This window comes from Corallococcus caeni (assembly GCF_036245865.1).
GTDB lineage: Bacteria > Myxococcota > Myxococcia > Myxococcales > Myxococcaceae > Corallococcus > Corallococcus caeni.
The window spans coordinates 92,949-117,215 of the sequence record NZ_BTTW01000005.1; the positions used below are offsets into that span (position 1 = coordinate 92,949).

At 71.0% G+C, this 24,267-nt stretch carries 19 protein-coding genes; 14 read left to right on the forward strand and 5 right to left on the reverse strand.

The window, feature by feature from the left end; genetic code table 11:
* Positions 1-23 precede the first annotated feature (23 nt).
* The 4 genes from AABA78_RS21780 to AABA78_RS21795 are packed head-to-tail and all read left to right on the forward strand — an operon-like array spanning position 24 to position 4,731.
* Complete coding sequence (locus AABA78_RS21780) at positions 24-1,175, forward strand: glycosyltransferase family 4 protein (protein WP_338265313.1); 1,152 nt, start codon at positions 24-26, stop codon at positions 1,173-1,175.
* Between the two features lie 35 nt (positions 1,176-1,210).
* Positions 1,211-2,335: a glycosyltransferase family 4 protein gene (locus AABA78_RS21785; protein WP_338275854.1), complete on the forward strand. Its 1,125-nt coding sequence runs from the start codon at positions 1,211-1,213 to the stop codon at positions 2,333-2,335.
* Between the two features lie 15 nt (positions 2,336-2,350).
* Positions 2,351-3,583, forward strand: a complete 1,233-nt coding sequence (locus tag AABA78_RS21790) for a glycosyltransferase family 4 protein (protein ID WP_338265317.1) — start codon at positions 2,351-2,353, stop codon at positions 3,581-3,583.
* Complete coding sequence (locus AABA78_RS21795; protein ID WP_338265318.1) at positions 3,580-4,731, forward strand: glycosyltransferase family 4 protein; 1,152 nt, start codon at positions 3,580-3,582, stop codon at positions 4,729-4,731. The genes AABA78_RS21790 and AABA78_RS21795 overlap by 4 nt, the downstream gene beginning before the upstream one ends.
* A gap of 1 nt (position 4,732) precedes the next feature.
* Here the strand turns inward: AABA78_RS21795 and AABA78_RS21800 are convergent, their stop codons facing one another.
* From AABA78_RS21800 to AABA78_RS21820, 5 genes are read right to left on the reverse strand one after another with little or no spacing between them, the layout of a single operon-like run.
* Positions 4,733-5,866, reverse strand: coding sequence for a glycosyltransferase family 4 protein (locus AABA78_RS21800; RefSeq protein ID WP_338265320.1), 1,134 nt, complete (start codon positions 5,864-5,866; stop codon positions 4,733-4,735).
* A complete protein-coding gene (locus tag AABA78_RS21805; protein WP_338265322.1) occupies positions 5,838-7,280 on the reverse strand; it encodes an O-antigen ligase family protein in 1,443 nt (480 codons plus the stop codon). Before AABA78_RS21805 ends, AABA78_RS21800 begins: the two co-directional genes overlap by 29 nt.
* A complete protein-coding gene (locus AABA78_RS21810; protein WP_338265324.1) occupies positions 7,277-8,524 on the reverse strand; it encodes a glycosyltransferase family 4 protein in 1,248 nt (415 codons plus the stop codon). The genes AABA78_RS21805 and AABA78_RS21810 overlap by 4 nt, the downstream gene beginning before the upstream one ends.
* A gap of 10 nt (positions 8,525-8,534) precedes the next feature.
* Positions 8,535-9,776, reverse strand: coding sequence for a glycosyltransferase (locus AABA78_RS21815; RefSeq protein WP_370469478.1), 1,242 nt, complete (start codon positions 9,774-9,776; stop codon positions 8,535-8,537).
* Positions 9,773-11,965, reverse strand: coding sequence for a GumC family protein (locus AABA78_RS21820; protein ID WP_338265326.1), 2,193 nt, complete (start codon positions 11,963-11,965; stop codon positions 9,773-9,775). Before AABA78_RS21820 ends, AABA78_RS21815 begins: the two co-directional genes overlap by 4 nt.
* A 220-nt stretch (positions 11,966-12,185) precedes the next feature.
* Between AABA78_RS21820 and AABA78_RS21825 the strand changes: the two genes are divergently transcribed.
* The 10 genes from AABA78_RS21825 (at position 12,186) to AABA78_RS21870 (ending at position 24,100) form a co-directional block, all read left to right on the forward strand.
* Complete coding sequence (locus AABA78_RS21825) at positions 12,186-13,517, forward strand: methyltransferase domain-containing protein (protein ID WP_338265328.1); 1,332 nt, start codon at positions 12,186-12,188, stop codon at positions 13,515-13,517.
* A gap of 7 nt (positions 13,518-13,524) precedes the next feature.
* On the forward strand, positions 13,525-15,219 hold the full coding sequence (locus AABA78_RS21830) for a glycosyltransferase family protein (RefSeq protein ID WP_370469479.1): 1,695 nt from the start codon (positions 13,525-13,527) through the stop codon (positions 15,217-15,219).
* 42 nt (positions 15,220-15,261) lie between these two features.
* Positions 15,262-15,600, forward strand: coding sequence for a c-type cytochrome (locus AABA78_RS21835; protein ID WP_338265329.1), 339 nt, complete (start codon positions 15,262-15,264; stop codon positions 15,598-15,600).
* A gap of 50 nt (positions 15,601-15,650) precedes the next feature.
* The gene (locus AABA78_RS21840) at positions 15,651-15,971 is read left to right on the forward strand and encodes a hypothetical protein (RefSeq protein ID WP_338265331.1); all 321 of its coding nucleotides are present in this window, start codon (positions 15,651-15,653) and stop codon (positions 15,969-15,971) included.
* Positions 15,972-16,174: 203 nt separating this feature from the next.
* Positions 16,175-16,876 (forward strand): hypothetical protein, encoded by a 702-nt coding sequence (locus AABA78_RS21845; RefSeq protein WP_338265333.1) that lies wholly within the window; start codon positions 16,175-16,177, stop codon positions 16,874-16,876.
* A gap of 25 nt (positions 16,877-16,901) precedes the next feature.
* Entirely contained in the window at positions 16,902-17,351 is a 450-nt protein-coding gene (locus AABA78_RS21850; RefSeq protein WP_338265335.1) for a c-type cytochrome, read from the forward strand.
* Entirely contained in the window at positions 17,351-21,676 is a 4,326-nt protein-coding gene (locus AABA78_RS21855; RefSeq protein WP_338265337.1) for a DUF4114 domain-containing protein, read from the forward strand. The genes AABA78_RS21850 and AABA78_RS21855 overlap by 1 nt, the downstream gene beginning before the upstream one ends.
* Positions 21,673-22,182 (forward strand): type IV pilus modification PilV family protein, encoded by a 510-nt coding sequence (locus AABA78_RS21860; RefSeq protein ID WP_338265339.1) that lies wholly within the window; start codon positions 21,673-21,675, stop codon positions 22,180-22,182. Before AABA78_RS21855 ends, AABA78_RS21860 begins: the two co-directional genes overlap by 4 nt.
* Positions 22,179-23,408: a PilW family protein gene (locus AABA78_RS21865; protein WP_338265341.1), complete on the forward strand. Its 1,230-nt coding sequence runs from the start codon at positions 22,179-22,181 to the stop codon at positions 23,406-23,408. Before AABA78_RS21860 ends, AABA78_RS21865 begins: the two co-directional genes overlap by 4 nt.
* Positions 23,405-24,100: a pilus assembly FimT family protein gene (locus AABA78_RS21870; protein WP_338265343.1), complete on the forward strand. Its 696-nt coding sequence runs from the start codon at positions 23,405-23,407 to the stop codon at positions 24,098-24,100. Before AABA78_RS21865 ends, AABA78_RS21870 begins: the two co-directional genes overlap by 4 nt.
* Positions 24,101-24,267: the final 167 nt, after the last annotated feature.

Sequence of the window (24,267 nt, forward strand, 5' to 3'; positions counted from 1 at the left end):
GCTGTCCCTGGATGAAGCCCCGCGTGTCTGCTCCCCTGCCCTCCTGGCATCTGCTGTCGGGCGAATACCCGCCCATGGCCGGTGGCGTCGCGGACCACTCGCGGCTGCTCGCGGACGCGCTGGCGGACGCGGGAGAGCAGGTCCACGTCTGGGCCCCGGGGCCTCACGGCGTCGTGAAGGAAGGTGGGGTGACGGTGCACCGCGCGCCCGGGCGGTTCGCGCCAGGGGACCTGCGCGCGCTGTCACGCGAACTGGATGCCTGTCCGGGACCGCGCCGGCTGCTGCTCCAGTACGTGCCCCACGCGCTGGGCCTGAAGGCGATGAACGTCCCCTTCTGCGCGTGGTTCGCGGCGCGCCCTCAGGATGAACGACAGGTGTTCCTGCACGAAGCCGTCTACCCGTGGAGCCGTCGCGCGCCCTGGCGCCACCAGCTGCTGGCGGCCACGACCCGGCTCATGCTGCGGCTGGTGACCGAGGCCGCGGACCGCGTCTTCGTCTCCATCCCCGCCTGGACGGATCATCTGTCCGCGAGGGTGAAGCGGCGCACGGAGTGGCGGCCCGTGCCCAGCAACCTGCCCGCGGAGGTGTCCCCGGAGGAGTGCGCCCGCGCACGGGCCTCGCTGCCGGAAGGCATCTGGGTGGGTCACTTCGGGACCTACGGACAGGCCATCGCGGATCCCCTGGAGGCGGTGCTCGTCCCGGTGTTGGAGGCGGATGCCCGCAGGCAGGGGCTGTTGCTCGGAAGGGGCAGCGACGGGTTCCGGCAACGGCTGTGCACCAGACACCCGTCCCTCGCGAACCGGCTGCAGGCCCGGGATGCGCTGGCTCCGGGTGAAGCCGCGGCCTTCCTGCGGGCCAGTGATGTGCTGATACAGCCGTATCCGGATGGCATCAGCACCCGGAGGGGCAGCGCCATGGCCGGGCTGGCGCTGGGCGTCCCCATGGTCACGAACACGGGGCACCTCACGGAGCCCCTGTGGCGCGACGCGCTTCCGGTGGCGCTGGTGGAGGGCGTGTCGCCACCGGCCCTGGCCGAAGCCACCGAGGACCTGCTCGCCCGGGACGACGCCCGCCGCGCGCTGGGAGCCCACGCCGCGCGCCTCTACCGCGAGCGCTTCTCCCTGGAGTGCACGGTGGAGGCCCTGCTGCGGCGAAGGACGGAGGACACGCCATGAGCGCCCATGCCGTCCCACCGCGATTGGCGCTGCTGATGGATCCGCGCGAGGAGGGCTGGCCCAGCATGGACCTGGTGGGCGAAGCACTCGTGGAGGGGCTGGCGGCGTTTCCCACCGAGGTCGCCGTCACCCGCGTGCGGCCGTCGATTCCCCACGCCGTGCGTGCCCTGCCCCGCGTGGGCAACCGCAAGGCCGCCTTCAACGCGGACCGGCTGCTCACCCGCTTCGGACTCTACCCCGCGCGACTGCTGCGGGAACGCGTGGGGCACGACGCGTTCCACGTCGTGGACCACACCTACGCGCAGCTCGTCCACGCGCTGCCCGCGGAGCGCACCGGCGTCTTCTGCCATGACCTGGATGCCTTCCGCTCCGTCCTGGAGCCGCACCGCGAACCGCGTCCCAGGTGGTTCCGCCTGATGGCACGCGCCACGCTCAAGGGACTGGAGCGCGCGGCCCTCGTCTTCCACAGCACGCAGCAGGTGCGCGACGAACTGCTCGCGCACTGCGTGGTGCCTCCCGAGCGATTGGTGTGGGCGCCCTACGGGGTGTCGCCGGAGTACCGGCTCGAAGCCGTTCCCGGAGACGCCAGCGATACGGTGCTCGCACCGCTGAAGGGCCGGCCGTACCTGCTGCACGTGGGCAGCGCCATCCGCCGCAAGCGCCTGGACGTGCTCTTCGACGTCTTCGCGGCGCTGCGAGCCCGGCATCCGGACCTCATGCTGGTGCAGCAGGGAGGCGAACTGGACGCGGCCCAACAGGCACAGGTTGCGCGGCTCGGCTTGAAGGACGCGCTGCTGCAACCGCCCCGGCAGGAGCGGGCCACGCTCGCGGGCCTGTACCGGCGCGCTTGTGCGGTGCTGGTGCCCAGTGAGGCGGAAGGCTTCGGCCTGCCCGTCATCGAAGCGCTGGCGTGTGGCGTTCCCGTGGTGGCCAGCGACCTTCCGGTGCTGCGCGAAGTGGGCGCGGACGCCTGCACGTACTGCCCGGTGGGGGACGTGGCCGCGTGGGCGGAAGCCGTGGATGCGCTGCTCACCGGCCGCGTGCCCGTGCCATCACCGGAGACGCGGCGTGCTCGGGCCGCGCGCTTCACCTGGAGCGCCCACGCGCGCACGGTGCTGGACGCGTACCTGCATCGTCTTGACCGCCCCGGGCGGGTCTGATTCGGTCGCTCCCGCGTGCGCATCCTGTTCCTCAACCCCGTGGGAATCCTGGGCGGTGCCGAGCGCGCACTCGTGGATCTGCTCGCGTGCCTGCGCACGCTGGAGCCTGACCTGTCGCTGCACCTCATCGCGGGCACGGATGGGCCACTCGTGGAGACGGCGCGGGGCCTCGGCGTGGAGGCCCGCGTGCTCGCCCTGCCGGATCGCCTCTCCGCGCTCGGAGACAGCGGACTGCGGGAACAGGGCCGGGCCGGGCTCTGGCGCTTCACGCGCGAGCTGGCACCCACGCCCCTGCTGCTAGCCCGCTACGGCCTCGACTTGCGACGTGCGGTGCGCGACGCGGCGCCGGACCTGCTGCACTCCAATGGCATCAAGACCCACCTGCTGAGCGCGGCCACCACCGGGCTGCCGGTTCCGCGCGTGTGGCATGTGCACGACTTCCTCGGCGAACGTCCGCTCGTGCGTCGCGCGCTCTCCGGCCTGCATCCGCTGGCCTCGGCAGCCATCGCGAACTCGCAGGCGGTGGGTGACGACGCGCGCACGGTGCTCGGCGGGGTGCCCGTGCACGTGGTGCCCAACGGCGTGGACGTGGAGCGCTTCTCCCCGGGCCCGGGTGACGGCGCGCACCTGGATGCGCTCGCCGCGCTGCCCCCCGCGCCCACCGGCACGCTGCGCGTGGGGCTGGTGGCCACCTACGCGCGCTGGAAGGGACATGACGTCTTCCTGGAGGCCGCCGCACGTTTGGTACGCCAGGCCCCCACGCTACCCGTGCGCTTCTACCTGGTGGGCGGACCGCTCTACCGCACGCCGCTCTCGCAGTTCTCCGAAGCGGAGCTGCGCGGGCACGTGGAGCGCCACGGCCTCACGGGACGCGTGGGCTTCGTGCCCTTCCAGGCGGACCCCACGAGCGTGTACCGCGCCCTGGACGTCTTCGTGCACGCGAGCACGCGGCGGGAGCCCTTCGGCCTCACCATCGCGGAGGCGCTGTCATGCGGAAGGGCCGCGGTCGTCACGCGGACGAGCGGCGCGGCGGAAGCGCTGCATGACGGAGAGGATGTCCTGACCACCGAGCCAGGAGACGCCGAAGCGCTGGCCCGGGCGCTGCTGCGGTTGCTGGAGGACGCGTCCCTGCGCGAACGGCTGGCGAGCGCGGCCCGCGACACAGCCGTGCGCGACTTCTCACGCGAGCGCTATGCCCGGGACATCCTGGGCGTGTACCGGCGGGTGCTGTCGGAGCCGCGCGGATGACACGCCCACGCAAGCTCGTCACCGTCTCCCACTCGTACGTCGTCACGCTCAACCGGCGGCTGGCCAACGAGATGGCCCGGGTGGGCGCGGGCCGCTGGGACATCACCGCCGTCGCGCCGCGCGCCTTCCACGGAGACCTGGGGCCGCTGGTGCTCCAGCGCGACCCGTCGGAACCCGTGCACATCGAATCCGTGCGCGCCTTCCTCAGCCGCTCCCTGCACGGCTTCGTGTACGGCCCCGAGCTGCGCGCCCACCTGTCGCGCGGCGTGGACCTGGTGCACTCCTGGGAGGAGCCCTACGTGCTCTCCGGCCTGGAGGTGGCCCTGCTGACGCCGCGCCGGGTGCCGCTCGTGTTCTGCACGGCGCAGAACCTGCCCAAGCGCTACCCACCGCCCTTCGCGCAGGTGGAGCGCTTCGTCGTGCACCGCGCCTCGGGTTGGGTGGCCTGGGGCCAGACGGTGAGGGACACGCTCCAGGCGCGCGGCGGCTATCCGCTGCGGCCCTCGCGCTTCATCCCCATGGGCGTGGACGTGGAGCACTTCCAACCGGACGCGGCGGCGGGCGCGGACTTCCGGCGCGTTCAAGGCTGGATGCACGAAGGTCCGCCTGTCGTGGGCTTCCTGGGGCGCTTCGTACAGGAGAAGGGCCTGCGCTTGCTGATGCGCGCGCTGGAGGGCCTGGGCACGCCCTGGCGCGCGCTGTTCGTCGGAGGAGGCCCCCTGGAGGTCGAGCTGCGCGCCTGGGCGGAGCGCCAGGGTGACCGCGTGCGGGTCGTCACCGGCGTGAAGCACGCGGAGGTGCCGCGCGCGCTCAACGCCATGGACGTGCTCTGCGCGCCCAGTCAGACGACGCCCCTGTGGAAGGAGCAGTTCGGCCGGATGCTCGCGGAGGCCTTCGCCTGCGGCGTGCCCGTGTGCGCCAGCGACTCCGGAGAGATTCCGCACACCGTGGGCGACGCGGGCCGCGTCCTTCCGGAAGCGGACGCCAGCGCGTGGACCGACGCGCTCGCGGAGCTGCTGGAGAGTCCCGCCCGGCGCCAGGAGCTGGCCACGCGAGGGCGCGGGCGCGCGATGTCCCGCTTCGCCTGGCCGGTGGTGGCCCGGGAGCACCTCGACTTCTTCGAGGAAGTGCTCCAGCGCCGGGCCTGATTCAGGCCTCCAGCCGGTCCACCAACACCTCCGCCATCGCATCCCACGTCCAGGCGCGAAGCGTGGAGGACAGCGCGGACACGGCGGGCGCCCAAGCGTCGCCCCGGTGGCGCCAGTCCTCCAGGCGCCGCACCAGCGCCGCGACGTCGTCCGGATCCTCCAGCAACAGGCCCTGGAGCTCCGGCGGGTAACGCTCGGCCACGCCCGCCGTGCGGCTCACCAGCGCGGGAAGGCCCACGCAGAGCGCCTCGTGCACGCCAAGCCCATAGGGCTCATAGCGCGTGGGCGCGACCAGCAGATCCGCGGCGGCCAGCAGGCGCGGCACGTCCGTGCGGAAGCCCAGGAACCGGATGCGCGAGTCCAGGCCACGCGCTCGCGCCTCGCGCTCCCACGACTCCCGCTGCGCGCCCGTGCCCACCACCCCCAGGTCCACGTCCCATCCGGGCCGCGCGCAGAGACGGGTCCACGCATCGAAGAGCGTGTCGAAGCCCTTGCGCCGGTCTCCCAGCGCACCGACGAACAGCGCCACGCGGCGCTCCTGGGACCAGCCCAGCGCCTCCCGGGACTCACGACGGAGCACGGGGGTCGTCGCGGGAAAGCGCGAAGGGTCGCCGCCCAGGTAGACGACGTGGACCCGCGAAGGCTCCACGCCCGTCGCGGCCAGCAGGTCCTGCCGAGTGCGCTCCGAGTTCGCGACGATGACGCGAGCCCGGCGCAGCGCGCGCCGCTCGCGCTCCAGGAACACGCGATGGCTCACGAATCCCTTGAGCCTCCGGAGCGCTCCTCCCGCGGGCTGGGGCGGATGCGCGCCGTGCACGTAGTGGACCCAGTTGGCGGCGGGCACCTCGCAGTTGCCGCCATTGGCCACCACCTGACCGCCTTCGGCCAGCGTGCGCCGGGCATGGTAGCGGCCCACGACGTCCAGCAGCGGTTCGCCCAGCAGGTAGGCATTGGCGGGCTTGGGCACGCGCACGAAGCGCACGTTCGGGTAGCGCAGCAGCGAGTCCTCCACCCGGTGCGCCACCAGCAGCACGGGCCCGCCCTGGCGCGCGAGCCAGTCCGCCAGCGCGAGGTTCGCGCGGTCCATGCCCCCGGTGGAGGCGAAGTCACCGGCGATGAGCGTGTACGGTCGCATTCCGGTACGCACTGAAGAACGCCCCGTTGAGCAGCCAGAACTCCATGCCCATCTGGCTCATGAAGAACGGGTAGCTGAAGGTGAGCGCCACGGCGCCCAGGTCATAGGCGAACAGCAGACTGCCCCACAGCCAGAAGTCACCCCGGGAGTCGTCGCGGCGGATGGCCACCCGGAAGCTCCACAGCATCGTCAGCAGCAGGGCCAGCGGGTAGAGGATGATGGCCAATATCCCGCCGTCGTAGACCCACGCCGTCCATTGGATCTCCGCCCACAGCGGGGGCTGGTTCCGGTCGCTGTTGTCGCCGAAGTAGGCGTTGGCCATGCCGTAGCGGCCCAGCCCCGCGCCCAGCGGATATTCCGGCAGGCGTTCCCCGAAGGTGTCGTCCAGGAAGTGACCGCGGTTGCCCTGGTACACCTGGCCTGGATCCGACGCGGTGAGCGTGCTCCAGCGCGCCAGCACCGCATCGCCTCCGACCGCGACGGCCCACCCGAAAGCGCCCACCGCGAGTCCGCCCACCACCGCGGTCAGCACCACCAGCCGCATCAGCCGTCCGCCCAGCATCAGCACCAGGGCCATGGCCACCATGCACACCAGCAGCGTCACCGCCGCCGCGCGCACCTGGCACAGGTACAGGCTCACCATCCCCACGCCGATGCCAGCCACGCCCAGCACCGTCTTCCACCGCCCCCGAGGGCCCAGGAACAGCGCGCCCCCGAGCAGCACCGAATAGAAGGCACCGGTCGCGGCGCCGCCTGGCAGATCCGTCAGGCCCATGGGCCGGAAGACGCGTGCGCCGCTGGCCGTCTCGAACTGGAGGCTGCGGATGTAGGCGTCTCCCTGGCCCTCGATGACGGTGGACAGCGCGGGCTGGAAGCGGCCCGGGAAGTACACCTGGAGGACGCCCAGCGTCGCGCTCGCCATGTTGAACAGGAAGAGCATCAGGACGATGCGCTGGAACATCTTCTCGTCGATGCGCAGCCGGCTGGCCCAGAACACCGGCGCGAACACGGAGGCCTGAATGCCCAGTTGGACCGCCGCCGCCACCGCGCTGGTCGTGCCGGGTTGGACGAAGTTGAGCGCCGTCACGCCCAGGAAGGCCAGCAGGAAGGGCTTCGCCGGGTGCGGGAAGCGGCGCCCCTTCGCCAGCACCAGCAGCGCGAGGCTGGTGCCGAACGCCAGGATGCGGAACACCACCCGGACCGGAGACAAGGCCTCCAACAGCAGCGCGAGCTGACAGCCGAACAGCAGCGCGATGAAGGCCACCACCACGCGCCCCGAGCCGAGGAACGCCGTGGGAGCTTCCCCCGCCGGAGCAGGCACGGCCGGCACGGCGGACACCGGAGCGCGCCGCAAGTAGCGCTGATGCAGCACGCCCGGCCCACGGAGCTGGGGACGAGGAATGGCGTCCCTCATGCGGCGAGCCCCCGCGCCACGGAGCGCACTGAGTCCTCCAGCGCGTCCAGGAACACGGAAGGGGCGCTCAGGCTCCGGGCCCGGACTGGCCCACGGGAGCCCAGCGTCCGCCGCGCCGATTCATCTTCGATGAGCTCGCGCAGCGCCAGGGCCAGCGCCTCCGGCTTCGGCGGCACGAGCACGCCGCACGACGCATCGACGATCTCCAGCGGTCCGCCCAGCGCGGTCGTGACCACGGGAAGCCCGGCGTAGAGCGCCTCCACGAACACCAGCCCAAAAGGCTCCGGCCCGGTGTTGGGCTGACAGTGCACCTCCGCCGCGCGCAGCAGCCGAGGCACATCCGAGCGCTGTCCCAGGAAGCGCACCCGGTCCCCGAGCCCCAGGGCCACGGCCTGGGCCTTCAGGCCCTCTTCGTAGGAGACCTCCTCCGGACGCTGCGCGCCGCCAGCGAACCACGCCTTCCAACGCGGAACCTGTCGCAGCCGGCCCAGCGCTTCGAGGAGCAGCCGCTGTCCCTTCCACTCCTGCATGCGGCTGGCATGGACGATGACGACATCCCGCGGATCCGCGCCCAGCTCGCCCCGGAGCGAGGAGCGCTCCGAAGCGGTGAGGCCAGGGCCGCCGTCACGAACGGGAGGATGGAGCACACGCCAAGGCGTGCGCGGATACACACTGCGCAGCGTGCTCGCGGTGTAGCGGCTGTTGCACAGCGCCAGGTCCGGAACGGTGACCCGAGCCCACCGCTCCGCCCAGTGCGCACCCGAGAGTGCGTCGTGCTGGAAGAAGATCAGCGGCACGCCGGCCGTGCGCACCACGGGGCCGAAGAGGGCTTGAGGCCACGCCGCGTGACACACCACCGCGTCGAACGCTTCCCGCTGGAGCAGCGCCATCAGCGAGCGGCGCGCTTCCCAGACCCGCCAGGGGCGGCTCACCTTCGCCGGCCCCAGCAACGTCAACGGTGCGCCCGCCGCGCGAAGCTCCTCCGCGATACGTCCCTCGAAGCAGAGCGCGAACGCATGCACCGCGCCGCCAGCACGGCCCGTTTGAGCGAGCGCCATCGTGCGCAGCAGCGTCTCCACGCCCCCATACAGATTGCCGCTGGAGACGTGCAGCACGCGCAGCGGAGCGCTGACCGACGCACGCGGTTCGCGCGAAGCAGTGCCGCCATCCAGCTCGCCGCTGGACGCACGCGAGGAGCGACCTCCGCCCGCCGCGTCCCCCCTGGACTCGCGCGACCCGTGCATGCGCGGACCTTCAGCGCCCGCCCGCGACGTGCCGGACGGAGGCATCGCTCCGCTCCTCCGCCACGGGCTGGCGTCCGAGCGCCTCCGCGTACAGATCCAAGCTGCGCGACGCCATCACGTCATGGGCGAACTCCGCCCGGGCACGCTCCTGCGCCCCACGCGACAGCCGCTCCCGCAGGCCCGGCTCCGTCACCAACCGCCGAGCCGCCGCCGCCAGCGCCCGCGCATCCCCCACGGGCACCGTGAGCCCGGTGCGCTCGTGCAGGCTCACCCACGCCACACCGGAGTCCGGCACGGCGGTGTTGAGCACGGGCAGCCCGCTCGCCAGGGCCTCCACCTGCGACAGGCCATACGCCTCGCTGCGCGCGTTGCTCGGGAACCACAGCGCCGTCGCGGCCCGGTACGCGCCCGCGAGCGCCTCCGGCGACAGGTACCCCGCCCACGTCACGCGGTCCTCGATGCCCAGCGCCCTGGCCCTCGCGCGACCTTCCTCCGCCAGCGGCCCCTCGCCCACGATGGCCAGCCGCCCCGGCGCGTGCACCAGCGCCTCCAGCGCCGTGAACAAACCCTTGTAGTAGACGAGCCGCCCCACCATCAACCACAGCGGCCCGCCCGCCGCCTCCGCCGTCCACCGTGCGCGAGCCTCGCGCGCTTCAGCCGAAGGATGCAGGTACGCGTCCAGCTCGATGCCCAGCGGCAGCACCCGCACCTTCGACTTGAACGTGGACAGGAGCGACGAGCCGCGCACGTACGCGTCGCTCGTGGCCAGGAGCCGCGCCGCGCGCGAGTACAGCATCCACTCGAAGGGACGGAACAGCGCCCCCGCGACCTTCTGCCGGATGATGTCGCTCTGGTGCGTCACCACCACCGCGGGCAGGCGCGGCACCGCGTCCAGCGCCAGCACCATGCTCGGGTTTGGCACGTGCAGGTGCACCACGTCCACGCCTTGCGCCAGCGCCCGCCGGAGCACGAACGGCAAGGACGGCATCACGTCCATGCGCGCCACGGACGCAAGCCGCCCCAGCCGCACCACGCGCACCGGCCCATCCCACTCCTCACGCGTGGGGCTGCGCCCGTGGAACTCGTGGCTCGTGCCGCTGCCATCCACCGAGTGGTTCGCGCACAGCACCTCCACCTGCGCGCCCAGCGACGCCTGCGCCCGCGCCAGCGTGCGGACGTGCGCCTCCATGCCGCCGGAGGCCGGAGGGTAGAACTTCCCCAGGTGCAGCACCCGCAGGCCCGCGCCCTTCACGACGGCGCCACCCCGCCCTTGGGCTCGTCCTGCGTCGGGCCATAGCCCTGGTAGCCCAGGTACGTGTCGCCGTAGCGCGGCTGCCGCAGGTCCACGTCGTTGAGGATGGCGCCGAACATCCGCGCCTGCACGTCCGCCAGCGAGCGCAGCGCGCGCTTCGCGGCGCCCCGGTCCGTCCGGCCCGCCTTGAGCACCATCACCACGCCGTCCGCCTGCGTGGCCAGCACCGCCGCGTCCACCACCGCGTTGAGCGGCGGGCTGTCCAGGATGATGCGGTCGAACTTCTCCCCGGCCTGGCGCAGCAGCTCCTTGAAGGCGCGCGTGTGGAGGAGCTCCGCGGGGTTCGGCGGCAGCGGGCCACACGGCAGCACGAAGAGGTTGGGCACCTCCGTGCTCTTCACCGCCTTGTCCAGCGAGCCCTCGCCCACCACCAGCGAGCTGATGCCCAGGTCGTTGGGCACGCCGAACGCGCGGTGCAGCCGAGGCCTGCGCATGTCCGTGTCCAGCAGCAGCACGCGGTTGCCGCTCTGGGCCATGGCCACGCCCAGGTTGATGCACGTGGTGGACTTGCCCTCCTGCGGGCCGCTGGACGTCACCACCAGCGTCTTGCAGGGGTGGTCCGGCGACATGAACAGGAGATTGGTGCGCACCGCGCGGCAGCACTCCGCCACCGCCGAGCGCGGCGCGCGGTGCACGTACAGGTCGCGGTCGCCCGGCGCCTTCGTGGCCTCCATGCGCGGCACCACGCCCAGGAACGCCAGGCCCAGCACGTCCTCCACGTCCGCCTGCGACGTGACGCTGTTCTCCAGCATCTCCAGGAACAGCGCCACGCCCAGCCCCAGCAGCAGCCCCATCACCCAGCCCACCATCAGGTTGCGCCGCGTGTGCGGCCGCACCGGCACCATCACCGGCTGCGCGGCGTCCAGCACGCGCACGTTGCTCGTGCGCAGCAGACCCGACAGCTCGATGTCCTTCAGCCGTTTGAGCACCAGCTCGTACAGGCGCTGGTTGTTGTCCGACTCGCGCTGGAGCCGTCCGTACTCGATGGCCTTCTTGTTCACCTGGAAGGCCTCGGCCTTCGTCTCGTCCAGGAGCTTGTTGAGGTTCTTCTCCTCGCCCTGCGCCTCCGCCAGCTGCGTCTCCGCGGAGCGCACCACGTTGGTCAGGCTCTTGAGCAGGTCCGCGCGCACGACGTCCAGCTTGCGGTTGCACTCCAGCAGCTTCGGGTGCTCCGGCAGGTAGCGCTCGGTCAGCTCCGCGCACGCGGCCTTCTGCTCGCCGTAGCGCGACTTGAGGTCCTGGATGGGACCGTCCTTCGCGCCGGGCACGGCCTCCGCCCACGTCTCGTCGTTGCCCGCGTCCTTGCGCAGCCGGTGGATGGCGTCCACGCGCGCCTGCTGCGCCGCGATGCGCGTGCGCACCTCCGTGAGCTTCAGGTTGTAGGAGTTGATCCGCTCGCTGACGATGGACAGCCGCGACTCCAGCGACGTGGACAGCATGTCCGCGTCCTTCTTCAGGTCGTAGACGGCCATCTCGCCGGCCTTGGACTGGCGGCCCAGTTCATCCAGGCGCCCCTCCAGCCACGCGCGCGCCTCCTCCGTGGTGCGCAGCTTGAGCGCCAGGTTCTCCGCCATGTACGCGGCGGCCACCTCGTTGGAGAGCAGCGCCGCGCGCGTGGGGTCCACGTCCTCCACGCCGATGTTCATCACCCGCGAGTCCTTGCCGGGCACCACCTGGATGCGCGAGCGCAAGAGGCCCACCGCGTCCGCGCCCTCCAGCGCCTTCGCGCGCGCCGCGGGGTCCTGGTTCGCCGGCAGGCCCAGGAAGGCCGCGTCCTTCGAAAGCCCCAGCCGGTCCACCACGCGGCTGGCCACCGCGCGCGAGGTGATGATCTCGCTCTGCGTGGCGTAGTACTCCTTGTTGAACCAGTAGTTGCTGCGCTCCTCCCCCATCACCTCCTTCACCTCGCCGTCGAGGATGCGCGGCGCGGTGACGTCGATGATGAGCGAGGTGCTGGCCGCGTAGATGCGCGGCTGCCGGAGCGTCCAGGCCGCCGTGAGCGCCGTGACGGCCAACGCCACCCCGAGCATCACCCACCGCCGGCGCCACACACCCCGCAGCCGGTGCATCACGCTCGCGGACGTCGCGCCGGGAGCCCCACCGGCCGGGTCCAACACCGTTCCTTCCACGTCGCGTCTCTCCGGAAGTGGCTGCCGCGGGCGGTCTCCACCGGCCCGTAGACCTCCGGACCCGACCTGCACCCACATCGCGCTGGGGGGAATAACAGGCGGAGCGTGCAACGGGCCGGGCGGGTTGTCCATCCGACCGACGCCGCCTGGATGCTCCTCGTCCATCCGTTCCGGTCCGCGAACGCGCACCCTGGAAGCGCCTGTGGTAGTGAGCGGCGCCATGGTTCCTGCTCTTTCCGTCGTCCTGCCCTTCACCCCCGCGACCGCCGCCGCCGCCGCCCGGTTCGCCAACGCGCTCTCCGGTCAGGCCCAGGTCGTCCTCGCGGGTGAAGGTCCGGTGGACGTCACGCCCGGTCCCAACGTCCACGTCCTCGCCGCCCAGGGCGGCAAGGGGGCGGCCATCCGCGCCGCGCTGCCCCACGTCACCGGCACGCACACGGTGCTCCAGGATCCGGACGCCGCCTACTCGCCGGACAGCTACGACGCCCTGGTGCAGCCCCTGCGCGACGACACCGCCGACGGCGTCTTCGGCCGTCGCCCCGGCATGTCGCCGGAGATGGTGGCCGAGCGCGCGCTGGGCGGCATCACCCGCTTCGTCACCGACGTGGCCCTGACGGATCCGCTCACCGGCCTGCGCGCCTTCCGCACGGAGGCGCTGCGCTCCATCCAGCTCACCAGCGATGACGACGCGGTGGACGCGGAGCTGGTGGTGAAGCTGGCCGCGCAGCTCTTCCGCCTCACGGAGGTGGCCCTGCCGCCGCTGCAGGCCGTGCCGCGCCGCCCGGCCTCCGCGCACCTGGCCCGCCTGCGCACGCTGGTGCGCTACGCCACCGTGCGCGACGACGCGGACAACCAGCACGAGGGCTACTCCACCCTGGAGCGCATGGACGGCGCCACCCACTACAACCAGTGGCTGGGCCGCCGCTTCCGCGAGCACATGGGCCGCCGCGTGCTGGAGATTGGCGCCGGCATCGGCACCATCACCCGCGAGCTGGAGGGCGGCGCGGAGCACCTGGTCGCGCTGGAGGTGGAGCGCTTCTACGTGGACCGCCTGAAGAACATGTTCCGCGGCAAGCCCCACGTGCGCCCCTACCTGTCCGACGTGGCGCTGGCGGACTGGGAGTCGCTGAAGGCGGAGAACCTGGACACCATCGTGCTGTCCAACGTGCTGGAGCACATCCCGGACGACGCGTCCGCGGTGCGCCGCTTCCGCCAGATTCTCCAGCCGGACGGCCGCGTGCTCATCCTCGTGCCGGCGCTGCCGCAGCTGTTCGGCGCCATCGACGAGGCCGTGGGCCACTACCGCCGCTACACCCCGGAGTCCCTGCGCGCGGTGCTGGAACAGAACGGCTTCCGCGTGGACACGCTGGAGTGGATGAACCTCGTCGGCCTGCCGGGCTGGTTCGTCAACAGCCGCCTCCTGCGCCGCCGCGCGGTGCCCAAGCTCCAGCTCAAGATCTACGACACGCTGGCGCCCCTGTTCGCCCAGGCCGAGCGCCAGGTGAAGCTGCCCGTGGGCATGAGCCTGTTCGCCGTCGGCCGCGCCGTCTGATGCCCGCGTGAGCGCCGCGCCCCACCCCACCCCGCCGCCCGTCGACGCGGCTCCGGCGCCCCCCACCGTGGCGCCCGCGCCCCGCGCCCCCGGTCTACCGAGGGCGGTGTGGGCCACGGTGGCGGCGCTCTACGTGGTCCTCTTCCCGTACCACCCGGGCCTGCGCTCGCCCAACGAGCTGTGCCGCCTGTGGCAGACGCGCGCCCTGGTGGAGGACGGGACGCTGGAGATCAACCGCGCCCTGCGCGACTACGGCCCGGTGGGCGACCTGTCGGTGATGGACGGGCGCTACTACCCGTCCAAGGCGCCGCTCCTGTCCTTCGCCGCGGTGCCCGTGTACGCGGCGCTGCGGGCCGTGGGCGGCGGCCACCGCTACGCCGTGCCGGAGGTGCCGCTCGTCTTCTTCAGCCGCCTCTTCCTCACGGTGCTGCCCACGCTGGGGCTCTTGTGGCTGGTGCGGCGTTTCCTCAGCGCGTTCCTGTCGCCCGTCGTCGCGGACGGCGTCACGGTGACGTACGCGCTGGGCTCGCTCGCGTTCAGCTACTCGCTGCTCTTCATGAGCCACCAGACGACGGCGGTGCTGCTCTTCGCGGGCTTCTACGCGCTCTGGCGGCTGTCGCGGGGCGAGTGGCGCGAGCGCGGCTACGTCGTGGCCGGCGCGTGCGCGGGCGCCACCGTCGCCGCCGAGTACACCGGCGCGCTGGGCGTGCTGGGGCTCATCCTCTACGCCGTCCTCACCGTCCTGGGCACGCCGGAGCCGTGGGCCGTGCGGCTGAAGAAGCTGGGCCGGGCCACGGGGCTCGCGGTGCTGGGCGCGCTGCCCTTCATCGTGGCGCTGGGGCTCTACCACCAGGCCACCTTCGGGCACCCGCTGGAGACGGGCTACAAGCACCTCAACGACGCGGCCTACCAGCCGTGGCACCTGGGCGGCTTCCTGGGCATCCGCACGCCGGATCCGCGCGCCTTCACGCTGTCGTTCTTCTCCCCGCTCCGGGGCCTCTTCACCCTGTCGCCGTTCCTGCTGCTCGCGCTGCCCGGCCTCGTGCTGCTCAAGCGCCAGGCGCGGACGTCGCCGGAGGCGCGCGCCCTCTTCTGGATGTCCGCGGCGACGCTCGCCGGCTACACGTACTTCACCTCGTCGTTCACCTACGACTCGTGGGGCTGGACGACGGGGCCCCGGCACCTCACGGGGCTGGTGCCCTTCCTGCTCCTGCCCGCGGGGCTGGTGCTGGAGCGGCTGCGCGGCGCCGGCCGGCCGGTGCTGTCCGGCATCGCGGCCATGCTGTGCGCGGTGTCCGTGCTCGTCACCGGCCTGGCCACCTTCGTCAACTACATCCCCGACGACGTCTCCACCCCCGTGCTCGCGCTGGCCCGGCCGCTGCTCCTGGCCGGCTACCACCCGCCCAACCTCCTCGCCTTCCTGGGCCTGCCCACGGCGCTGGCGGGCGCGGTGCTGTTCGCGGCGCTCGTCGCCGTGGCGGCGTACGTCTTCTGGGCGCTGGGCCGGGACGCGGCGGGACGCGCGGTGGCACCGGCGGCCTGGGCTGCGGGGCTCGCGACGCTGGCGGTGCTCGCGAGCGCGCAGGCGCTGTTCACCCGGAATGACCCGGCGGATCAGAACGCGGTGCGCTTCCTGGAGTCCGTCTGGCTCCAGCCGCCCGGCCGCTCCGCCACGCCCTTCTGGCCCCGCGCCGGTTCCTGAGCGCGTGGCTATACTGGGCTCCCCCTCCCTCGGAGACCGTGCATGACGACGCGGTGGTTCCTGCTGTCCGCCCTCCTGCTGTGCGCCCCGGCCGTGTCCCACGCGGAGGACGCCGCGGCGCTCTGGGACAAGAGCTGCAAGAACTGCCACGGCCCGGACGGCCGCGCCCAGACGCGCATGGGCCAGAAGGAGTCCATCCCCGACATGAGCCGCGCCGCCTGGCAGAAGGCGGAGTCGGACGCCCACCTGCGCGACGTCATCGCCAACGGCTCGTCCCACAACCCCAAGATGAAGGCCTACAAGGACCGGCTCACCCCGGAGCAGATGGACGCCCTGGTGCGATACATCCGCACCTTCAAGCCCCAGGAGAAGGCTCCGTGAATAACCCCTCGCGTCCAGGCGTCGTGGGGAGTGGGAGAATTGGAGCCGCCATGAAGACCCTCACCGTCGCCCTCGTGTTCTGCCTGTCCATGGTCAGCCTCTTCACGTCGGTGCGCGCCGACGCCAATGCCTTCCCCCGCCTGGAGCCGGGCGTGTCCCAGCCGGTGGCGCTGATGCCCAAGGGCGGCGACGGCAAGGGCGGTGGCAAGGGCGGCGACGGCGGCGGCAAGGGCGGCGGCGAGGAGGACGAGGAGGAGTACCGCCAGCAGACCCGCGCCCTCTCCCAGAGGGCCGCCCTGGAGCTGGTGGACCCCGGCGTCCTGGACGACATGCTCCGCCTGCGCGCCGCCGTGCGCGGCGGCCAGCGCTGACGCCGGGCGCCGACAGCGGCGCACCTCGCAAGAATGAGCGGGCTCGCAAAGTTTGCGCAGCCCGCTGACGTCAAACGGCACCCACCCTTCCGCGGGCTCCCCTCATTCCGGCGGGTTGAGCGGCGGAATTCCCGGCACGAAGCTTGCTGTTCAGGGGCTCCCAAGCCGTGCCTCCCCCCAGGGGCACGTGAAGGAGTCCCCCGATGGTGCGTCGCCCAACCCTCCGCCGTCAGTCCCGTGGCTTCACGCTCCTGCTCGCGCTGGGCGTGGTCGCGGTCGTGACGATGGCGGTGATGCTCAGCTACAGCGTGGTGGGCCGCGAGGCCGACACCCAGGCGGACACCCGCCGCCAGAAGCAGGCGTTCTTCGCCGCCGAGGCGGGCCTCGCCGAAGGGCGTGAGACGGTGCGCCTGCTCTTGAACAACAACGGGGCCAACTCCACGATGGGCCTGCCCGCCGCGCTGGGAGGGGCCACCCCGGTGGCCGACATCCCCGCGCTCGCCGCCGCCAATCCCCCCTGGTACGAGCTGCTGCCCGGACCGGGGGCGGACAAGTGGAACAACTACACCATCCTCAAGACCAACCTGAGCGCGTCTGAAATCCCCGCGGGCGTGGACTACCCGGAGCAGAACAACGTGCGCTACCGCGTCTTCGTCCGGGACGACGCGGACGACGACCAGAACACCGTCGACAGCAACCGCCAGCTGTGGATCCTCGCCGTGGGCGAGGTGACCACGGCGGGCGGCCGTCCCACGCGCTCCATGGTCCAGGCGCTGGTGACCAACGCGACCGGTGAATCCATCTTCGCGCCCGGCTGCATCACCAAGGGCTGCGGCCCGGACATGACCTACAACAATCCCACGGACCAGAAGTCGCCCGATGGCGTCACCATCACCCTTCCGTGACCTCGTCTCTCCCCACGAGCCCCCCATGAAACGCCTGATTCCCCTGCTGCTCCTGCTCCCAGTGGTCGCCAGCGCCCAGGAACGTGGCGAGGTGGCCTTCAACAAGGCCTGCGCGCAATGCCACCAGGCCCGGACCCCGACGGAGAACCGCGTGGGGCCGCTCGGCGTCCGCAAGCCCGTGGGTCCCTACATGGACCAGGTGCTGAGCAAGAAGACCCTGGTGGAGGTCCGCACGTGGGTGGAGTCCCCCCACCGGATCAACCCCAAGACCAACTGCGACACGCGCCTGCTGTCGCGCGATGAGCTGGACGCCCTCACCAGCTACCTGTCCACCGTGGTGGTGGCCCCGCCCCCGCCGCGCCGGATGCGGCTGCGCAAGCAGATGGAGGAGCAGGTGGCGGAACTCAAGGCGCGTGACAAGGCCGAGGCCGAAGCGAAGGCGAAGAACCAGCCGAAGAACCAGGGGAAGCAGTGATGCGCACGCTCTTTCAACGAACCCTCACGGCGCTGGTGCTGACGGTCGCGATGCCCTCGCTGACCCACGCGCAGCAGCTCTGCCAGGACGACCTGGCCAGCGACAAGCAGGGCACCTTCAAGCTGGGCCCTGACGGCCTCACCGTCCAGAACAAGACCATCGAACTGCGTGACGACGGCCGGCTCCAGCTCAACACCAACCTCAAGCGGCTGGACTCGGAGAACATCACCTTCCCGTTCGACCAGAACGTCACCATCGACTACGTGTACGAGTCCGCCGGTGCGTCGCACTCGCTCGGCTACATGTACATGAAGGACGTGGTGGATGCGGGCTACGCGGACGCCGTCACCCACCAGCTGCTCGACAAGAACGGCAACGGCATCGCCGACCTGCACGAAGCCATCTACAACCTGACGCCGGACGACGACAGCACCTTCCCCGCCGCGCGCCGGTACATCGGCAAGACGCGGCGCTGTAACAAGTCCTTCACGTCCGGTGGCAAGAATTACATGGAGCCCGACCTGGCGATGAAGGGCGACTGCAAAGCGACCTTCAAGGCGAAGACGGACGTGACGGACGGGCGTCCGGGCCGCGAGAACGACAACATCGACAACGACTGGGTCGGCTCCAACGACGTCGGCGGCACCGACGGCGACAACGGCCTGTTCCCGTACATCCCCAACCTGCTGGAGCCGGCCGCCCCGGAGAACGACAACGAGGGCCTGGGGCGCATGGTCTTCCTGCTGGCGGACGACGACTCCGACAAGACCGTCCACCGCCAGCTCGGGCCCGTCAAGGACGCCACCGAAGACAACGACGGCGTGCCGGACTACAACGTCTCCCAGTACGACTTCCGGGGCCTCAAGCTCCCCGCGCCTCCGGTCGGCGACCCGGACTACGTCAACTACAACAACATCAACACCGGTGACCGCCGGGTCAACCTGGGCCTCGTCGAGGGCGGCAAGGAGATCGTCTTCTTCGCCGTCGTCTACTACGACGCGGAACACAACACGTCCAAGGACACGGTCGCACCCTGCCTCAAGCGCAAGCCCTACACGGGCAACCCCGTCGAGGACGGCAAGTGCCTGCTGCACCTGCAGACGTCCATCTCCGTGTTCTTCTCCAAGGCCACCTGGAACATGGACCAGAACTTCAAGGCGCCCGTGGACAACAAGGTGGCGGAGCGCAACATCGGCTGCGGCTACTCGGACAGCTGTAACTCCCCTACGGACGCGGCTGCCTGCGAGATCGGAACCTCGGGCAAGAAGGCGTGCGGCTGGCTGGATCAGGACACGCTCAACCGCCTGGACACGGTCGCGTACAAGAACCTGAAGATGCCCATGGAGGGCGTGACCGTGCCGGCGCCGGGCGCGGAGCTCACGGACCCGAATGCGGCCAAGGCCATGGCCAGCATGAACTACATGCCCCACGTCATCGTGGGCGCGCCCACCACGGACCCCTTCCGGTGGATCCTCGGCTTCGAGGACCTCAACGGCGGCGGTGACCGCGACTTCAACGACATCGTGTTCATGATCAACAAGGAGAACGGTGGTGGCGCCAAGTCCAACACGGTGTCCTCGGACGTCATGAACAACGAGGGTGACAAGCTGGGCCCGAACTTCACCATCACCAAGGTCCGCTTCCGCCGCCAGGACGACGTTGCCCCGTACGCGACCCCGGGCAGCCCGCCCACCGGCATCCGCACCAAGCCCGCCTGCACGGGGCCGGCGTGCCCCGCCGTCACCGCCTGCACGAAGGCGCCCTGCTGGACCGAGGAGGTCATCGGCGCCTGCACCGCGAGCGGCGTGAAGCCCACCATCACCTATTCCATCGCCGTGGACTGCCGCGTGCTGGACGCCGGTGGCGTGTACCAGCCCAACCCAACCCCCACGTGGGTGCCGGTGCCGTTCAACAACGACAAGCAGTACCCCGACCAGGAAGTGGAGATCGACATCCTGGCGCTGGGCCTCACCGGGTCGCAGCTGTGCTGGAAGGTGGACATCAGCAGCCCCAGCGAGCTGTGCCGTCCCATCATCGACAACGTCGACATCGGCTATCAGGCGGTGCGCTCCGGCTCCTACGCGCGCTCCAGCCCCAGCACGCTGGGCAACGTCGCCGTCTGGGGCGTGAACGAGACGCCAGGCCAGAACTGGGGCCCGGGGTGGAACACCGAGGGCACCCTGCCCGCGGCCGGCACCCGCACCTATGACGGCTCCAAGGACTTCACCATCCGCGGCCGCCTGTACATGCAGTCGCTCTACGACCCGGGCGTCGCCAAGACCGACCCGAAGTTGCGCTGGGAAGCCGGCCGCGTGATGGCGCTGTCCCTGGCCGGCTCCGCTCGCAAGCTCTACACGATGAACAACTCGGGGCAGCGCGCGGACGTGAGCGCGATGGGCAGCACGCTGCTGCCTGACTCCCTCTGCAACACGTACAGCGAGATCGACGGCCGCTACCTGTACGACATGAACTTCGACAAGACCTGCACCGTCACGGTGTCAGGGAACGCCAACGACCCCTACAGCGACCGCCAGTTCCTCATCGACTGGCTGTACGGGTACGAGAACAAGAAGGCCAGCCAGTTCCGCCCCTGGCCCGTCGGCGGCATCAACCTTTCCACCGTGGCGGTGGCGGTCCCTCCGTACCAGGACAACTGGTACCAGAACGCGAAGGGCGCCGAGCGCGACACCTACCGCAAGAACTTCATGACGCCCCTGAAGGAGCGCCCCACCCGGGCCTTCGTGGGCACCATGTCGGGCGTGCTGCACAGCTTCAAGGCGGGTGCCTTCCGCAACGAACTGAACGACGGTTGCGTGGGAGGAGCCCAGTTCCGCGGCTACTTCGTCCCGACGACCTGCCCCTCCGACAAGACCCAGGCGCTCCGCGATTACGGAGACGGCGAAGAGGCCTTCGCCTACATGCCCAACCTGATGCTGGGCCAGTACCGCAACCAGTACGTGCGCTTCCGCAACTCGGGCGTCCTGCCCCGGCCGCAGATGGACGCTTCGCCCAGCATCGCCAACGTGGACCTGGGTGACCGCAACGACTGGAACAGCGGCATCAACTACACCTGGACGCCCGCGACCACGGAGCAGAAGCAGAAGGGTGCCAAGACGGTGCTCGTCTCCGCCACGGGCAAGGCCAGCCCGGTGGTCTTCGCGCTGGACATCACGAACCCGAGCGACACGTGGTACCCGCTGCCGCTGTGGGAGTTCAGCCTGGCGGACACGGACGTGACGTCCGCCTTCACCGCGGCGATCATCGCCGACCCCAGCAACCCCAAGACCGTGGTGATGCCGGACAACTCGGGCTCCCGGCACGCGCCTTCCATCGCGCGCATCTCCTGGGGCTCCGCGGCGGACGCGGACCGGCGCTGGGTGGCGGTGGTGGGCACCGACTACGAGCCGGGCGACTCGCGCGCGGGCGCCGTCTACATCCTCGACATGAAGACGGGCAAGCCGCTCCAGTACGGCAGCGGCCCCGGCGCCGCCAAGTACGCGGGCGTCGTCACCTTCGAGCAGGGCTCCGGCATCGCGGCGGAGACGGCGATGCTGGACCTGAACCAGGACGGCTCCTACGACGTCATGTACGTGCCCACGACGGCCGGCAGCGTCTGGCGCGTCAACCTCAAGGACGTGAGCGCCTCCCGCAAGCTGGGCAGCCAGGTGAAGAAGTGCATGGTGGCCCACGCGTCGTCCGCGCTGGCGGGCCGCGCTGACGCGAACCAGACGCAGCTGGACCTGCAGGAGCTCTACTCCAACATGGCGGTGAAGCTCGTCGCCACGGACTCGGGCCCCGCGGTGCGCTTCTACTTCGGCACCAGCGACAACCCGGACAAGTACACGGACGGCTTCAAGGAAGCGGATCCCCAGCACCCCACGTACCAGTACCACCTGCTCGCCTTCGAGGACCCGGACCCCACCGGCAGCAAGCCGTGCGCGGAGCTCAAGCCGCTGTGGGTGCAGAAGATGGGCCCGGGCCAGAAGCTGTGGGGCGGCGTCGCGCTCAGCTCGGAGAACATCTACGCCGCGACCGCGGTGGGCACGGCCGCGGACATCTGCAGCCTGGTGGCGGACGCGAAGGGCGAGGCCTACACCGCCAACCAGTCGAGCGGCGTGCTCGTCGGCGGCCAGGGGGCCCAGCTGGACGGCCACGCCATCTCCTCGCCGGTGGTCCACGACGAGCACCTCTTCGTGCTCACGGCGACAGGTAAGATGAAGGTCAAGGGCGGAGAGAACTGGAACAACCAGGCCGGTACGAGCGGAGTGCCCCGCTCGCAGATCATGATGTGGGAACCGCTGCCCGACGGGAGACTGCCGCAATGAAGCAGCGCGCCTCACGGGGTGTCACCCTGCTGGAAGTCATGGCCACCATGGCCGTCATGCTGGTGGGAGTCGCGGCGGCGATGACCGTGGTGAGCCAGACGACCCGCGCCAACCGCCGCACCCTGACCGCCAACCAGGCGCAGATCATCGCGGAGCAGACCCTGGAGAACATCCTCCAGGAGGGCTGCCAGGGTTCGGACACCTGCGCTACCGCGACGAACCAGACCTTCGACGTGTACCAGACGTCGGAGGGGCTCCTGCGGAACACGGTCCCGGCGAATCCGAACGTCGTCGCGCGCAAGTACACGGTGACCGTGGACGTGGACAACTCCAAGGTCCCCGCCACCATCGAGGATGGCAAGGCCGGTGAGCCGGCCATCACCCGCAACCTCGTGGGGACCACGGCGGGCACGCTCGTGAACGTGCGGGTGTCGGTGAGCTGGGATGAGCCGGGCATCCGCGCGGACCGGCAGATGGTGGTCCTCCAGAGTCGGATGGCACCATGAGACCCTCCTCCCTCCACGACCGGGGCTTCACGCTCCTTGAAGTGATGATCGCCAGCGGTCTCGGGGTCATCGTGCTCACCACGGGGCTGGTGGTGGGCACGCAGATGCAGAAGCGCGCCCTGTTCGAGGAACAGACGATGACCGCCCAGGTCACCGGGCGGGCCGTGAAGGAGCTGCTCACGCTGGACGTGTCCCGCGCCGGCACCGGCATGGGCAACACGCCCATCTCCTTCGACACCAACGACGAGCGCTCGGCCATCACGGTCTGGTCCAAGCCGGACCTGAAGACGGGCATCGGGACGACGCTGGGCGCGGACGCGACCTTCGAGCCGCCGCCCGCCGGGTTCCCGGCCTCGGACGCCCTCCAGCTCTACTGGGGGGACACGAACGGGATGATCACCCTGGCGACCTGCCCGTCGCTGTCCCGGGTCCGCGAAGAGGACGTCGCGACGGGCGTCACCTTCTGCACGCGCCCCAATCCCTCGACGGCCTTGGTGGACACCACCAACCCCACGCTCGCGGTGCTCGTCAGCGGGGGCAACAAGAAGGCCTGCCCCGTGCTGGTGGACAGCGTGCAGCAGGCCAACGCCAAGCTCGTCATCAAGGCGGCGACCGCCCAGGTCCCCCGCTCGGCCCTCTGCGCCAACAAGGACCTGTGGACGAAGGCGTCCGGCGACATCGAGAACTGGGTGGCCCTGCGGCTGAGCGGCGCGGCCTACCGGGTGAACTGGAAGGGCGGCATCCCCACCCTGGAGTACCGCGCGCCGAACCAGACTGCCTGGTCGGTGTTGAGCCGTGACGTGGAGCAGCTCACCGTGCGCGAGGGCGTCGTCAACCTCACCGCTGGCGGGAACAACAAGCTGGATTGGTACCCCGGCGACAACACGGTGACCCCCAGCGCCCCCCATCCGGCCATCTCCGACTGCACCGTGGCCCGCTACACCTCGGGCGCCTGCAAGTCGGACGACCGCGACTCGACGGGGACGGCCCTGCCGCCCGCGACGACGGTGCCCCAGGTCATCCAGCGCCTGCGCCAGCGGGTGCGCGAGCTGGAGGTGACGCTGGTCATCCGCACGCGGCGCATCAACCGGGACGCGGACATGACCGGCACGGATGAAGAGGGCCAGGCGAAGGACGGCTACACGCGGCGGCGCTACACCTTCCGGGTCGCGGCGCGCAACATGACGGTGGGCCTGACGCGGCCCCCGGCCCCGGTGACCCCATGAAGCAGACGCGTGGCATGACGTTGTTGGAGATGATGATCGCCCTGGCGGTGGTGGCCGTGCTCATCACCCTGGCGGTGGCGGGAATGCAGACCCGCATTGGCGGCCAGCGGGAGAGCATCGCCACGCGCGAGCTGTGGTCGTCCGCGCTGCGGGCCCGTCAGCTGGCCATCAGCACGAGCCAGCCGGTGCGCATCGTGGTGGAGCCCAACGTCACCCAGCCGGACGGCCGTCAGTACACCGTGGCGCGCTGGGAGCGGCTGAAGTGCGGTGACGACATCAACACGCCAGACGCGTGGGGCGTGGACAAGTGCCCCAGCACCACCTGCGTGAACAAGACCTGCCGCAACACGCCCGCGTGCTGCAGCGAAACGGGGCCGGACATCATCATCCCGTCCACGATGAACGCCTCGAACATCAACAACCTGTGCTTCCTGCCGGGCTCCGGCCGGCCGGCGCTCAACAAGATGGACTGCATGCAGGGCAAGCTCGGCCAGCCCGCGCTCGTCGCGGCGGCGGCGCCAACGGACGGTGCCATCCAGTTCCGCTTCACCTCCAACCGCGCCAAGAGCGTGCTGATGGTGGAGCCGCTGACGGGCCTGTCCAGCGTGATGGACTGCGACTCGTTGGCGGCCACCACCAGCGACACCAGCCGCAAGGACGTGCGGCTGGCGACGGCGTGCGCGGTGCCCTGAGGCTGTGACTTGCGCGCGCCCGGGGACCCTCGTGTGTCCCGGGCGCGCGTGAGCCTCCCCGCCTGGCGGCCGTGCCCCGGCTCCCATGGACCCGACACGTGACCGCATCCAGCGTTGATTTGGGACAGGGCGCACCCTAATTAGCCGAGGGCCCCCACACGGGCCCT